Raw genomic sequence first — 11,991 nt, 5'->3', positions numbered from 1 at the left:
CCCGTGCATCACGAAGCGCGACCTGCGAAATCGCCGGTCAGCGTGTTCACGGTGACCTTCTCGCCGGTGGTGATGTACTCGGGCACCTGCACTTCGATCCCGGTGCTCAGGGTCGCCGGCTTGGTGCGCTTGGTGGCGCTGGCACCCTTAAGCTCGGGCGCGGTGTCGGTCACCGTCAGGACGACCGACGTCGGCACCTGCAGGCCGACGGGCGCATCGTCGATCACCTGCACGTAGTAGCCCTCGAGGTCTTCGACGATGTAGCCGGCGTTGTCGCCGACCACCGAGGCGTCGAGCGTGTACTGGGTGTAATCCTCGTCGTCCATGAAGACGAACGCGTCGCCATCCATGTACGAGAACTTCGCCGCGCGGCGCGCGAGCTCCACTTCCTTCAGGTCGTCGTCGGCGCGCAGGCTCAGGTCGAACTTGCGGTTGCCCGGGATCGAGTAGAGCGTGAAGCGGAACGTGACGTTGCCGCCGCGGGCCGTGGGCGAGCTGCGCTCGATGTCGCGGACCTGGTAGACCGTGCCGTCGTTCTCGACGACGTTACCTTTCTTGACTTCGGATGCTTTCATGGGTGTTCGACTTCGATGTCGTGGTTGGATTATTTCGGCGCGAGACGCACGGCGCCGTCGAGGCGGATCGTCTCGCCGTTGAGGTAGCGGCTGGTGAGGATGAAGGCGACCGTGTCGGCGAACTCGTCCGGCTTGCCGAGGCGGGACGGGAAGGGGATCGAGGCCGCCAGCGACTCCTGCACCTGCGGCGGCATGCCGTCGACCATCGGGGTCCAGAAGATGCCCGGCGCGATCGTGTTCACGCGGATGCCGAAGCGGGCGAGTTCGCGTGCCATCGGCAGCGTCATGCCCACCACGCCGCCCTTGGATGCCGAATACGCGGCCTGTCCGATCTGGCCTTCGTACGCCGCGACCGAGGCGGTGTTGACGATCACGCCGCGCTCGCCGTCGTCGCCGGCGCTATTGGATTGCATCAGCTGCGCGGCCGCCTTGGCGACGTTGAAGCTGCCGACCAGGTTGACCATCACCGTGGTGGAGAACGTGGACAGCGGCATGGCGCCGTCCTTGCCGAGGACGCGGCCCGCGCCCAGGATGCCGGCGCAGTTCACGACCACGTTCAGGCCACCCATCGCCTCGCTGGCGGCGGCGACGTTCGCGGCGACGCCATCCTCGGAGGTGACGTCGGTGCGCTGGAACGAGGCGTTCGCGCCGAGCGCGGCGACGGCGGCGCGGCCCTTCTCCTCGTTGACGTCGAAGAGCGCGACCTTCGCGCCCGCGGCGACGAGTCGCTGCGCGACGGCATGACCCAGGCCGGATGCGCCGCCGGTGATGACGGCCCTGACGTGTTCGAGCTGCATGGGAACTCCGGAAAACTGGCAAAGAAGCGCATCTTAGCCGAGGGGGCCCGCGGATGCTTTCCGCGGCAGCACACGGGTTGTGGGAGTTACGGATTACACGGCGGCCAGCAGGTCGCGGAGTTCGCGCGACTGCGCCAGTCGCGCGAACGGGACCACCGGACGGGGCGGATTCGCGGGCTCGGAGAGGAAGAGGCTCCACACGCCGACATCCCACCAGCGGCCCAGCTTGTAGCCCGCCTTGGGCCAGACGCCCGCGGGGGCGAAACCCATGGCCTCGTGCATCGCCACGCTGGTATCGCCGGGCAGGGTGATGACGCCGACCGCCTGGTTGATGCCCTGCAGGCGCATGGCGTCGAGCAGCGTGCCGTAGAGGCGGCGGGCGATGCCGCGGCGGCGGGCTTTCTCGTGCACGTAGATCGAGGTTTCCGCGATCCAGTCGTACGCCGCGCGCTCGCGGAAGCGGCCCGCGTAGGCGTACGCGAGCACCTCGCCGTCTTCCTCCCAGACGAGCCATGGGTGATGGGCGAGTCGTGTGCGAATGCGGCCGGCCATGGCGTCGTCGCCCGGCAGTTCCGTTTCGAAGGTGATGGCGCTGCTCTCGACGATCGGCGCGTAGATGGCGTGGCAGGCGGCGGCGTCGGTGTCGACGGCGATACGGATCACAGGGGCTTTTCCATGAAGATGCTGGACGGGGAGGCGTGATGGTCGCCGAAGGGGCGGCAGCGGCGATAGCCCGCGCGTTCGTAGAGCTCGATCGACTCGGTCTGCGCCGTGCCCGTCTCCAGCTTCACCATGCGTCCGCCGGACGCGCGGATCTCGCGTTCGAGCGCCTCCAGCATCTGCTTGCCGAGACCCATGCCACGGCAGGCCGGCAGCACGTACATGTATTTCAGCTCGGTGTAGTCGCCGTGGTCGACACCCGCGCCACAGGCGAGCGGTGTGCCGTCGACACGCGCGGTCATGAACGTCGTCTGCGGCTGGCGCAGCGCGAGCACGCTGATCGCCGGCGGAGGCACCGGGCGATCGAGGTCGGACAGGTAGATGTGCAGTTCCTCCATCAGCGAGAGCACGTCGGCGCGCCCGGGATCGTCGATGGCGAACACGAGCGACGGCGGCGTCGGCGGGACGATCAGGTCGCCGTCGTTGAGGCTGCGGAGGAAGAAGCGGTCGCAGCTGAAGTGTCCCGTGCCACCCATGGGGGCGTCGATGCGCGTGAAGCCGAGGCGCAGGTACAACGCCTGCGCCGCGTCCATCCCGGTCAGCGTTTCGAGGTAGCAGCGGGAGAAGCCGGCGCGACGTCCCGCGTCGAGGCAGCGGCGGAGCAGCTGCGTCGCCGCGCCGGTGCCGCGCGCTTCCGGCAGGAAGTACATCTTGCGCAGCTCGCAGGTTTCGTCGTCGCCGCCTTCGAGCGGCGCGATGCCGCCGCCGCCCACGGCGCGGCCGTGCATCTCGACCACGAAATACGCGCAGCGCGGCGCCGAATAGGCCGAGGACATCGTGTCCACTTCGCGGTCGTGGATCGCGAAGCCGGGCCCGTCCGCGCCGAACTCGGGCATCACGGTGCGGATCACGGCGGCGATGTCGGCATCGTCGCGGGGGTCGATCGGGCGGATCAGGAAGTCGGCAGGCATGCGTCGATGCTGCCACGCACGACCACGCGCGCCAAGGCGTCCTTGGGCGGCGCTGCCGACGCGTTACGCGGCCGTACGCGCCCGCGTGACCCGGCTCGCCGTCTCCTTGCCCAGCTGGGCCGCCAGCCATGCGCCCGTCTCCACGAGGCGGTCGAGGTCGACGCCCGTCGTCATGCCCATGCCGTGCAGCATGTAGACGACGTCCTCGCTGGCGACGTTGCCGGTGGCACCCTTGGCGTACGGGCAGCCACCGGTGCCGGAGACCGCGCTGTCGATCACGCGCACGCCTTCCTCGAGGCAGGCGAGGATGTTGGCGAGCGCCTGGCCGTAGGTGTCGTGGAAGTGGATGGCGAGCGCGTCCATCGGCACCTCGGCCGCCACGGCGCGCAGCATGGCGCGCGCCTTCGCCGCCGTGCCGACGCCGATGGTGTCGCCCAGCGACACCTCGTGGCAGCCCAGTTCATGCAGCCGGCGCGCGACGCGGACGACGTCCGCGATGGGAACCTCCCCCTGGTAGGGGCAGCCGAGCACGGTGGAGACGTAGCCGCGCACGGCCACGCCATCGGCGCGCGCGCGCTCCATCACGGGCGCGAAGCGATCGATGGACTCGTCGATCGACGCGTTGATGTTCGCGCGGTTGAAGGTTTCCGACGCGGCGGTGAACACGGCCACCTCGGTCGCACCGACCCCGAGCGCGCGCTCGTAACCCTGCAGGTTGGGCACCAGCACGGGATACACGACGCCGGCCGCCTTGCGGATGCCGCGGAAGACCTCGGCGGCGTCGGCGAGCTGCGGCACCCACTTCGGGCTGACGAAACTGGTGGCTTCGATCGTGGCGAGACCGGTGGCCGAGAGGCGGTCGATCAGTTCGATCTTCACCGCGGCCGGAAGCAGGACCTTTTCGTTCTGGAGGCCGTCGCGCGGACCGACTTCGACGATGCGGACATGGCTGGACGTGTTCAATGCGCTCTCCGGTCAGGCCGTTTCGGCGAAGCGCACGAGTACCGCGTCCGCGTCCACGAAATCGCCTTGCGCCGCCGATATCGATTCGATGGTGCCGGCGCGGGGAGCCTTCAAGGCCAGCTCCATCTTCATCGCTTCCATCACCAGCAGTTCCTGTCCTTCCTCGACGCTGTCGCCGACGGCCGCCCGGACGAGGACGATCCGTCCCGGCATCGGCGCGACCAGCTGGCGCGCGCCGGCGGTCTCCTCGCCGGTCCACGCGAACGCGGGCGCGCGTTCGAAGGTCCAGCGGCGTTCGTCGGCGTCGTGCAGGCGGATGTGCGACCCGTGGACGGCGATCGGCACACGCCGGGCCTGGCCGTCGAAACGGGCGGAGAGCACGCCGTCGCCAAGCCGCGCGCCGGACACCGTGCACGCGCGGTCGCCGAGGTGGAGGATGTAATCGCCACCGTGCCCATGGGCATCGATCTCGTGGCGGCGGGCGCCTTCCATGAGCGCGACGACGCGCTTGCCCGGATGGCCCAGGCGCCAGGCATCCGAGGCGGCCCACGGCGAGTGCGGATCCGCGGCGGGCGCGTGGCGGGTCGCCTCGTCGCCGAGCAGGAACGCCGTCGCCGCCGCGAACCGGTCCAGATCGGTGGGCGTGGCGTCGCCGGTGAGGAATTCATCCAGATGGCGGTCGAGGTAGCCGGTGTCGATGCGGCCCTCGACCACGACCGGGTGACGCGCGAGGCGTTCGAGGAACGCGACGTTGGATTTCGGTCCGACGATTTCCGTGTCGGCGAGCGCGGCGCGCAGCCGTTCGAGCGCCTGGGTGCGGTCGCGGTCGTGGACGATCAGCTTCGCGATCATCGGGTCGTAGAAGATCGTGACGGTGTCGCCGGCGACGACGCCGCCGTCGAGCCGCACGTGCGCCGACGCGCGGGGCAGGTCGAGCGAGACGAGGCGCCCCGAACCGGGGAGGAAGTTCGCCTCGGGATCTTCCGCGTACAGCCGCACCTCGATGGCGTGACCGCTCGCGCGGATCGCGTCCTGGGCCAGCGGCAGCGGCTCGCCGGCGGCGACGCGCAGCTGCCACTCCACGAGGTCCAGCCCGAGCGTCTCCTCGGTGACGGGGTGCTCCACCTGCAGGCGCGTGTTCATCTCCATGAAGAAGAACTCGCCGTCCTGCGCGACGATGAATTCCACGGTGCCCGCGCCGACGTAGTCGACGGCGCGGGCCGCCGCGACGGCGGCGGCTCCCATGCGTTCGCGGCGCTCCGCGTCGAGGAAGGGCGAGGGCGTCTCCTCGAGCACCTTCTGGTAGCGGCGCTGCGCGGAGCATTCGCGCTCGTTCAGATGGATGATGTTGCCGTGCGTGTCGCCGAACACCTGGAACTCGATGTGCCGCGGATGCTCCACGTAGCGCTCGAGGATCACGCGCGTGTCGCCGAAGGCGTTCGCCGCTTCACGCTGCGCGGAGGCGAGCGCCTCGGCGAATCCCTCGGCATCGCGCACGATGCGCATGCCCTTGCCCCCGCCACCGGCGGCGGCCTTGATCATCAGCGGAAAGCCCGTGCGCTTCGCTTCGTCGGCGAGATGTGCCGGATCCTGGTCGTCCCCGTGGTAGCCGGGCACCAGCGGCACGGCGTGGCGCTCCATCAGCGCCTTGGCGGCGGCCTTGGAGCCCATCGCGTCGATGCTTTCCGGTCGCGGGCCGATGAAGGCGATGCCGGCGGCCGCGCAGGCGCGCGCGAAGTCCGTGTTCTCCGAGAGGAAGCCGTAGCCGGGGTGGATCGCCTGGGCGCCGCTGCGGAGCGCCACCTCGATGATCGCGTCGCCACGCAGGTACGACTCGGCGGGCCGCGGGCCGCCGATCGGCCAGGCCTCGTCCGCGAGGCGCACGTGCTGGGCATCGGCATCGGCGGTGGAGTACACGGCGACCGTGCGGATGCCGAGGCGGCGGCAGGTCCGGATGACGCGGCAGGCGATTTCGCCGCGGTTGGCGATCAGGATGCGGTCGAACATGCGACTCCCGGCACGGGTCAGGGGCGGAGGGGAAAGGCGGGAAAATTAGCAGATCGCGCGATGTCGGCGGGTTGCGCCGCAGCATCGCGAACGCTTCGTGATTTGCAGTCGCGGAGCGGGTCTTCTAGCCTTGGGGGCCCGGATGGCGCGTCGCGCCGTCCTTTATCTCCTCCAGAGCGAGAATTCCATGCAGATCGCCAACCGCCACGCCGTCTCCTTCCACTACACGCTGACCGACGACCAGGGCAACGTCATCGACAGCTCGGAAGGCCGCGAGCCGCTGGCCTACATCCATGGCGAAGGCCATATCGTCCCGGGCCTCGAGAAGGCGCTGGAAGGCCGCCAGCCGGGCGATCAGTTCAAGGTGGACGTGGTGCCGGAGGAAGGCTACGGCGTGCGTCACGACGAACTCGTGCAGGTGGTTCCGCGCGCGGCGTTCCAGGGCGTGGAAGACCTCCAGCCGGGCATGCAGTTCCAGGGTCGCAACGACCAGGGCAGCATCAACGTCACCGTGAGCAAGATCGAGGGCGACAACGTCACCGTCGACGGCAACCACCCGCTCGCCGGCCAGACGCTGCACTTCGCGGTCGAGATCACCGACGTGCGCGAGGCGACGGAGGAAGAACTGTCGCACGGCCACGTCCACGGCGCCGGCGGTCACCACCACTAAGCCCCGGCGAGAGCACCTGTAGGAGCGCGCCCTGCGCGCGACATCTTTTGAGGCCGTGACCCGGAGCTGGCGCGCCAGCTTGCGGACCGGGGCGAAAAGCCGTCGCGGCCAGGTCCGCTCCCACCATCGCACCTGTGGGAGCGCACCTGGGCGCGACATCTTTTGAGGCCGTGACCGGGAGCTGGCGCGCCAGCCTGCGGACCGGGGCGAAAAGCCGTCGCGGCCAGGTCCGCTCCCACCATCGCACCTGTAGGAGCGCGCCCTGCGCGCGACATCTTTTGAGGCCGTGCCCCGGAGCTGGCGCGCCAGCTTGAGGACCGGGGCGAAAAGCCGTCGCGGCCAGGTCCGCTCCTACCACCATCGCACCTGTAGGAGCGCGCCCTGCGCGCGACATCTTTTGAGGCCGTGACCCGGAGCTGGCGCGCCAGCCTGGGGACTGGGGCGAAAAGCCGTCGCGGCCAGGTCCGCTCCCACCATCGCACCTGTAGGAGCGCGCCCTGCGCGCGACATCTTTTGAGGCCGTGACCCGGAGCTGGCGCGACCGGGTCTGTCCCGGAATCGCCCTCGGCTAACTCAGTACCAGTCGAGCAGCGACACACCCAGGCCCAGGTACGTGGCGCGGTGGTTGTAGTCGATCAGGCTTTCGCCGTAGCCGTTGAACACCTCGAGGTAGCCGCGCAGGTTACCCGCGACCGGGAAACTCCACGTCCCGCGCAGCGAGCCGTGCGAGCGATCGCCGGAGCGGAACGAGTGCCGTGCCGTGAGGCCGAATTCCTGGCGGCCGATCTCGTGCACCACCTGGATCTCGCCGCGACCCATGTAATCCTGGATGTCGGGATTGTCGTCGTCCTTGCGATCCTCGGGGATGCGCCACCACGGACGAAGCATCACCGTCCAGCCTTCGCGTTCGAAGCCGATGTCCGCGATGACGCGGTTCCAGCTTCGCGACAGCGGATCGGCGCGGCCGTTCGATTGATGGTTGACGCCGATGCCGGCGAGGCGGCCCGTCCAGCCGAGGATCTGGTAGTTCGTGTTGAACACCAGCATGGCCTCGGGCTCGTAGTTGGTTTCGCGGAAGGGCCGCGAGTTGTCCTTGTTGTAGACCTGCCAGCGGGACGACTGCGTATAGCCCACCCACACATCGCCGTTGTCGTCGAACAGGTTTTCCGCGACCTTGGTCTTCAGGCTGATCTGGAACTTGGCCTCGACGTTGTCGAGTTTCTGCGGCGTGATCACCGTGTGGTCCGGCGCGGGGCTGTGCGGGCGCGTGTTCTGCTTCGAGCTGGCGAAGATCGGCAGCACGTAGGTGGGCTTGTAGCCGCGCAGGTTGAACGTGCCGAGCTTCGATTCCGGCGACAGTTCCCAGCGGCTGTCGAGCAACGACAGCGGGCGGGCGACCTCTCCGGAATTGCGTGTCGCGAGGTCGACACTGGGCGATCGCGCGGCCGGGTCTTCCTTCTTCGCGGCCTGCGGAAGCCGGTCGCGGCCCACGGCCTTGTCGTAGCAGAGCAGGCGCTGCGCATCGGTTTCGATACCGGCGCAGGCGCGGATGTCGGTGGGGCTGGGGTTCTGCGCGAAGGCCATCCCCGCGTGCAGGCAGGCGTAGACACCGGCGGCGCCAACGGCGCGAATGGATTTCATGGCTTTCGACTCCCTGCGGTCCGGCATGGGGCCGGCGACCCGGGAGTGTAGCCGCCGCAAATGTCTGCGAATCGTGGAGCGCGATCGCCGTCATGCGCGCGTTCATGCGGCGCGTCGGTTCAGTCTGTTCGGGGGCGAGCGCGGAACACCTCGCCCCCGAACGGCATCGGCTGGCGGCGATTACTGACCGCCGGCACCCGACTGGCGCACCCACTTCTCATACGCGGACTTGCTCAGCGTTTCGCCCTTGGTCGCGTACAGCCAGTCGTTGGCGAGCAGCGGATAGGCCTTGGCGTCTTCCTTGGTGATCGACTTCTTGCCCTTGGCCAGCGTTTCGAACGACGGCGGCGGACCCGCCTTCGTCGCCGGAGCCGGGCCGCTGTTCACCGTGACCTGGCCCTGGGGCGTGGGCATCGTCGCGCCCGTGGAGCCCGCCTCCATGCCGGCGGCTGGCGCCGGAGGCATCGGCGCACCGGGCGGCGGCGGAGGCGGCGGCGGGGCCTGGGCGGCCGGCGGCGGCGCGGCCGGATCCGGAGGCAGGGCGTCCGTCGGGGGAGGCGGCGGAGGCACGTTGCCCGGCGGCGGAGGCGGAAGCGGGGTGGCTTCGCCGGGCGGCGGTGGCGGAACCTGATTGGGGGATGATGGCGGGTTCTGGGCGAACGCCGCGCCTGCCAGCAGCAGCGATGCGCCAAAGCCGATGGCGCGTGCACGGTACTTCATGGATGGCCTCCTTTCGTCAGCGGTGGGGGTGCCGTCGAGTGGAGACGACGGCATCGTTGCCGACGCTAGCAAGGAACGATTTAATGGCGACCCAACTGCGAGAAGGCCTCTACCGTGGCGTCACGTGCAACCGACGTGCCTTCGACGGGCACCGTGATCCGGCTGTCTCCGCGGTCCGCCCAGCTGATCCACCTGGGTGCGCAGGGCCTCCTGCGACGAAGCACGCGCAGGGCGCGTCGCGGCGATGTCGTGCCCACGATCGCACGCATGGGCGTGCTGCAGATCGACACGATCAACGTCGTCGCGCGTAGCCCCTACATGGTGCTCTTCTCGCGCCTCGGACCCTATGCGAACGACTGGCTGGACGACGCGCTCGCCGAGGGACGCATCGCGGAGTGCTGGGCCCACGAGGCATGTTTCGTTCCGTCGACCGAGTTCCGCTGGCATCGCGATTATCGTTCGGGCCGCGCGGGGCACTGGGCGCATCGGAGCGCGGAGCGCACGTACGCCGAGGCGCGGATCGACATGGAGACGCTGCTCGACCGGATCCGCCGCGAAGGACCGTTGCGTGCGGCCGACTTCGAGCGCGAGGGCACCGGCACGAAAGGATGGTGGGGCTGGAAGCCGGAGAAGCGATGGCTCGAGGCATGGTTCGCGCTGGGCAGGCTGATGGTCGCCCGGCGCGATCGCTTCCAGCGTGTCTACGACCTTTCGGAGCGCGTTGTCGCCGGCTGGCCGGAGCCACCACCTTCGGGAACGCTCGACGAGGCGACCGTCCGGCGGCATTTCATCGTCGAAAGCGTGCGTGCGCTCGGCATCGCGAAGGCGCGCTGGATCGCCGATTATTTTCGCCTGAAGCCGCGCGTCACCGACGACGAGCTCGCGCCGCTCGTCGCGGACGGCACGCTGTCACGCGTCGAGGTCGATGGGTGGAGCGACGCCGCGTACGTGCACCGGGAGCACGGCGATCTTCTTGCAGAGGGCGCGCGCAACGCGCTGCGTGCTTCCCGGACCACCTTGCTGTCACCGTTCGATCCGGTGGTGTGGGACAGGACCCGGGCCCTCGAGCTGTTCGGGTTCGAATACACGATCGAGTGCTATACGCCGGCGGCGAAGCGGAAATACGGCTACTACGCGTTGCCCATCCTGCATCGAGGCAGGCTCATCGGTCGCGTCGACGCCAAGGCGCACCGGCAGTCGGGCATGTTCCAGGTGATCGGGATATGGCTCGAGGACGGCGTGCAGGCGTCCGTGCCGGTCGTGCAGGGCGTGGCCGAAGCGATATCGACGTGCGCCGCGTGGCACGGCACCCCAAGGGTGGTCGTCGAACGCGGCCAGCCAAGGGGGCTGGCCGCGTTGGTCCAGACGGCGCTGGACGCCTGATCAGCGGGTGGAGGCGGGCGCCGGCACGTCCGCGCAGGACTTGCCGTGCAGGGCTTCCTTGAGCTGGTTCGCGAGCGACGTGCAGCGGTTGCCGAGCTGGTCGCGCATGTCCGGATCCTGCGATTGCTTCAGCAGGCTCGTCCGCATCATGTCGTAGCGGGTGTCGATCTGGTCGCGGGCGTAGATGCCGGCGGCCAGGTGGCAGCTCTTGTAGCTGGCGAGATACTCGTCGCAGGACGCGATGCCGGTGCTCTCGGGCAGCGGCGCGTCCTTGACGCTCGTGCGGGTGGTCGTGCGCGTGGTCGTCGTGCTGGTGCTGCCGGTGGACTTCGTGCCGCCGGTCGCCGGCGTCGCTGTGGTGGTCACGGTGCGGGTGGTGGTCGGGGCCGGCTTCGTCGCGTGGTCCGAACAGGCGGCCAGGGCGAGGGCGCCTGCGAGGAAAGGAATCAGTCGGAGCGTGTGGCGGTTCATGGTCGGCGGTCCCCCTTTCGGTAACGGTGACGGTGGCAAAAACGGACAGTCGAGTCGCACCCCGGGTGCGACGCGGCGCAAGCATGTTCCCACACGGGGTGAAAACCGCGTCAGCGCGGGGCGGTTCGATCGGCGCCCATCGCTATTTGCGTCGAGCGCGAGTATAGTCGGCGGACTGTGTTTGCCGGGGTCATAGAGTTACGTTGACCCGATGCAGCTGATCACGTATCCGCAACATCGCTTCGCTCCTCGCGTTTCCTTGCACACCAGTAACGCAGCGACTTACGTCAAGTCGCTGGTTTCATTCGTAAAAATTGGAGTGTTTCTATGTCGGATCGTGAGATCGGCACCGTCAAGTGGTTCAACGATGCCAAGGGCTTCGGCTTCATTTCCCGTGAGAACGGCCCGGACGTGTTCGTGCACTTCCGCGCCATCCAGGGTAACGGCTTCAAGTCGCTCGCCGAAGGCGAGAAGGTCTCCTTCAAGGTCGTGAACGGCCAGAAGGGCCTGCAGGCCGAAGAAGTCAACAAGGCCTGATACGTCTTGCGACAAGCTTCGTGAAAAGACCGGGCGGAAACGCCCGGTTTTTTTTTGCCCGACGGTCGTGCAGTCTTCCCAGGTCGGCGCCTTTATTCCTAGGCCATTTTCTTATTTGTGAAGCCGGATAAGGCTTTAATCGCATTCATTGGCGTGATCGGCGTCAAAAAATCGACCTGTGTAGGCATTCCCCTACAGAACTTTGGCGAAATGTGGTTATCATCCGACTTACTGTGTCTGCGCGGTCACGAGAGTGACCCGATGTAAGCGAGTAATCCGACGCTCCATCGCCTCACCCGGTCCTGCATGCCCAGTAAGTCGCCGGCTCACGCGAGCCGGGTTATTCGTGTGTTGGATAGAGGTGTGTGTGATGGCAACTGGTACTGTTAAGTGGTTCAACGACGCCAAGGGCTTCGGCTTCATTACTCAGGATGAGGGCGGCCCGGACGTGTTCGTGCACTTCCGTTCGATCCAGGGCAACGGCTTCAAGTCGCTTGCCGAGGGTCAGAAGGTGGAATACACCGTGACCCAGGGCCAGAAGGGCCCGCAGGCGGACAACGTCATTCCCAAGTGAGTCTTGCGGGCAGGCCTTCGGC

General features: G+C 68.2%; 13 protein-coding genes and 1 pseudogene. 4 read left to right on the top strand and 10 right to left on the bottom strand.

The genetic code is table 11. The features are described from left to right. Positions 1–8: 8 nt before the first annotated feature. The 7 genes and pseudogenes from yeiP to J2X58_RS08125 form a co-directional block, all read right to left on the bottom strand. Entirely contained in the window at positions 9–575 is a 567-nt protein-coding gene (gene yeiP / locus J2X58_RS08155; RefSeq protein WP_090052584.1) for an elongation factor P-like protein YeiP, read from the bottom strand. 29 nt (positions 576–604) lie between these two features. Further along, complete coding sequence (locus J2X58_RS08150; RefSeq protein ID WP_090052586.1) at positions 605–1,372, bottom strand: SDR family NAD(P)-dependent oxidoreductase; 768 nt, start codon at positions 1,370–1,372, stop codon at positions 605–607. 93 nt (positions 1,373–1,465) lie between these two features. Continuing rightward, entirely contained in the window at positions 1,466–2,035 is a 570-nt protein-coding gene (locus tag J2X58_RS08145; RefSeq protein WP_310047479.1) for an N-acetyltransferase family protein, read from the bottom strand. Further along, positions 2,032–2,430 carry a GNAT family N-acetyltransferase gene (locus J2X58_RS08140; protein WP_256374583.1) on the bottom strand — a complete coding sequence of 133 codons (399 nt, stop codon included), beginning with the start codon at positions 2,428–2,430 and terminating at the stop codon, positions 2,032–2,034. The genes J2X58_RS08145 and J2X58_RS08140 overlap by 4 nt, the downstream gene beginning before the upstream one ends. 87 nt (positions 2,431–2,517) lie before the next feature. Further along, positions 2,518–3,003 (bottom strand): annotated as a pseudogene (locus tag J2X58_RS08135) (GNAT family N-acetyltransferase); the annotation flags it as partial. 63 nt (positions 3,004–3,066) lie between these two features. Then, positions 3,067–3,966 (bottom strand): hydroxymethylglutaryl-CoA lyase, encoded by a 900-nt coding sequence (locus tag J2X58_RS08130; RefSeq protein ID WP_310047478.1) that lies wholly within the window; start codon positions 3,964–3,966, stop codon positions 3,067–3,069. Positions 3,967–3,978: 12 nt separating this feature from the next. After that, positions 3,979–5,973, bottom strand: a complete 1,995-nt coding sequence (locus J2X58_RS08125; RefSeq protein ID WP_310047477.1) for a biotin carboxylase N-terminal domain-containing protein — start codon at positions 5,971–5,973, stop codon at positions 3,979–3,981. 187 nt (positions 5,974–6,160) lie between these two features. On the opposite strand from J2X58_RS08125, the gene J2X58_RS08120 reads away from it, so the two are divergent. Beyond that, positions 6,161–6,643 carry a peptidylprolyl isomerase gene (locus J2X58_RS08120; protein ID WP_090052594.1) on the top strand — a complete coding sequence of 161 codons (483 nt, stop codon included), beginning with the start codon at positions 6,161–6,163 and terminating at the stop codon, positions 6,641–6,643. 573 nt (positions 6,644–7,216) lie between these two features. On the opposite strand, the gene J2X58_RS08115 is transcribed toward J2X58_RS08120, so the two are convergent. Both J2X58_RS08115 and J2X58_RS08110 read right to left on the bottom strand, forming a co-directional pair. After that, positions 7,217–8,227 carry a phospholipase A gene (locus J2X58_RS08115; RefSeq protein ID WP_310047911.1) on the bottom strand — a complete coding sequence of 337 codons (1,011 nt, stop codon included), beginning with the start codon at positions 8,225–8,227 and terminating at the stop codon, positions 7,217–7,219. Positions 8,228–8,464: 237 nt separating this feature from the next. Continuing rightward, positions 8,465–9,004 (bottom strand): hypothetical protein, encoded by a 540-nt coding sequence (locus J2X58_RS08110; RefSeq protein ID WP_090052598.1) that lies wholly within the window; start codon positions 9,002–9,004, stop codon positions 8,465–8,467. A gap of 114 nt (positions 9,005–9,118) precedes the next feature. Here J2X58_RS08110 and J2X58_RS08105 point away from each other — a divergent pair, with 114 nt between their 5' ends. After that, positions 9,119–10,387, top strand: a complete 1,269-nt coding sequence (locus J2X58_RS08105; RefSeq protein WP_310047476.1) for a crosslink repair DNA glycosylase YcaQ family protein — start codon at positions 9,119–9,121, stop codon at positions 10,385–10,387. Here the strand turns inward: J2X58_RS08105 and J2X58_RS08100 are convergent, their stop codons facing one another. Further along, entirely contained in the window at positions 10,388–10,858 is a 471-nt protein-coding gene (locus tag J2X58_RS08100) for a hypothetical protein (protein ID WP_310047475.1), read from the bottom strand. A gap of 327 nt (positions 10,859–11,185) precedes the next feature. On the opposite strand from J2X58_RS08100, the gene J2X58_RS08095 reads away from it, so the two are divergent. Both J2X58_RS08095 and J2X58_RS08090 read left to right on the top strand, forming a co-directional pair. Then, positions 11,186–11,395, top strand: a complete 210-nt coding sequence (locus J2X58_RS08095; RefSeq protein ID WP_046967385.1) for a cold-shock protein — start codon at positions 11,186–11,188, stop codon at positions 11,393–11,395. 370 nt (positions 11,396–11,765) lie between these two features. Continuing rightward, on the top strand, positions 11,766–11,969 hold the full coding sequence (locus tag J2X58_RS08090; protein ID WP_090052602.1) for a cold-shock protein: 204 nt from the start codon (positions 11,766–11,768) through the stop codon (positions 11,967–11,969). Positions 11,970–11,991 lie beyond the last annotated feature (22 nt).

The sequence above is a fragment of the Luteibacter sp. 3190 genome, from assembly GCF_031456385.1.
In the GTDB taxonomy this organism is placed as follows: domain Bacteria; phylum Pseudomonadota; class Gammaproteobacteria; order Xanthomonadales; family Rhodanobacteraceae; genus Luteibacter.
This window is presented reverse-complemented; position numbering and strand designations above follow the sequence as displayed.

Coding starts and splice junctions, on each gene's coding strand:
- J2X58_RS08150 (WP_090052586.1), bottom strand. CDS start 1,372: ATGCAGCTCGAACACGTCAGGGCCGTCATCACCGGCGGCGCATCCGGC.
- J2X58_RS08140 (WP_256374583.1), bottom strand. CDS start 2,430: ATGGAGGAACTGCACATCTACCTGTCCGACCTCGATCGCCCGGTGCCT.
- J2X58_RS08100 (WP_310047475.1), bottom strand. CDS start 10,858: ATGAACCGCCACACGCTCCGACTGATTCCTTTCCTCGCAGGCGCCCTC.
- J2X58_RS08090 (WP_090052602.1), top strand. CDS start 11,766: ATGGCAACTGGTACTGTTAAGTGGTTCAACGACGCCAAGGGCTTCGGC.
- J2X58_RS08095 (WP_046967385.1), top strand. CDS start 11,186: ATGTCGGATCGTGAGATCGGCACCGTCAAGTGGTTCAACGATGCCAAG.
- J2X58_RS08120 (WP_090052594.1), top strand. CDS start 6,161: ATGCAGATCGCCAACCGCCACGCCGTCTCCTTCCACTACACGCTGACC.
- J2X58_RS08115 (WP_310047911.1), bottom strand. CDS start 8,227: ATGGCCTTCGCGCAGAACCCCAGCCCCACCGACATCCGCGCCTGCGCC.
- yeiP (WP_090052584.1), bottom strand. CDS start 575: ATGAAAGCATCCGAAGTCAAGAAAGGTAACGTCGTCGAGAACGACGGC.
- J2X58_RS08125 (WP_310047477.1), bottom strand. CDS start 5,973: ATGTTCGACCGCATCCTGATCGCCAACCGCGGCGAAATCGCCTGCCGC.
- J2X58_RS08110 (WP_090052598.1), bottom strand. CDS start 9,004: ATGAAGTACCGTGCACGCGCCATCGGCTTTGGCGCATCGCTGCTGCTG.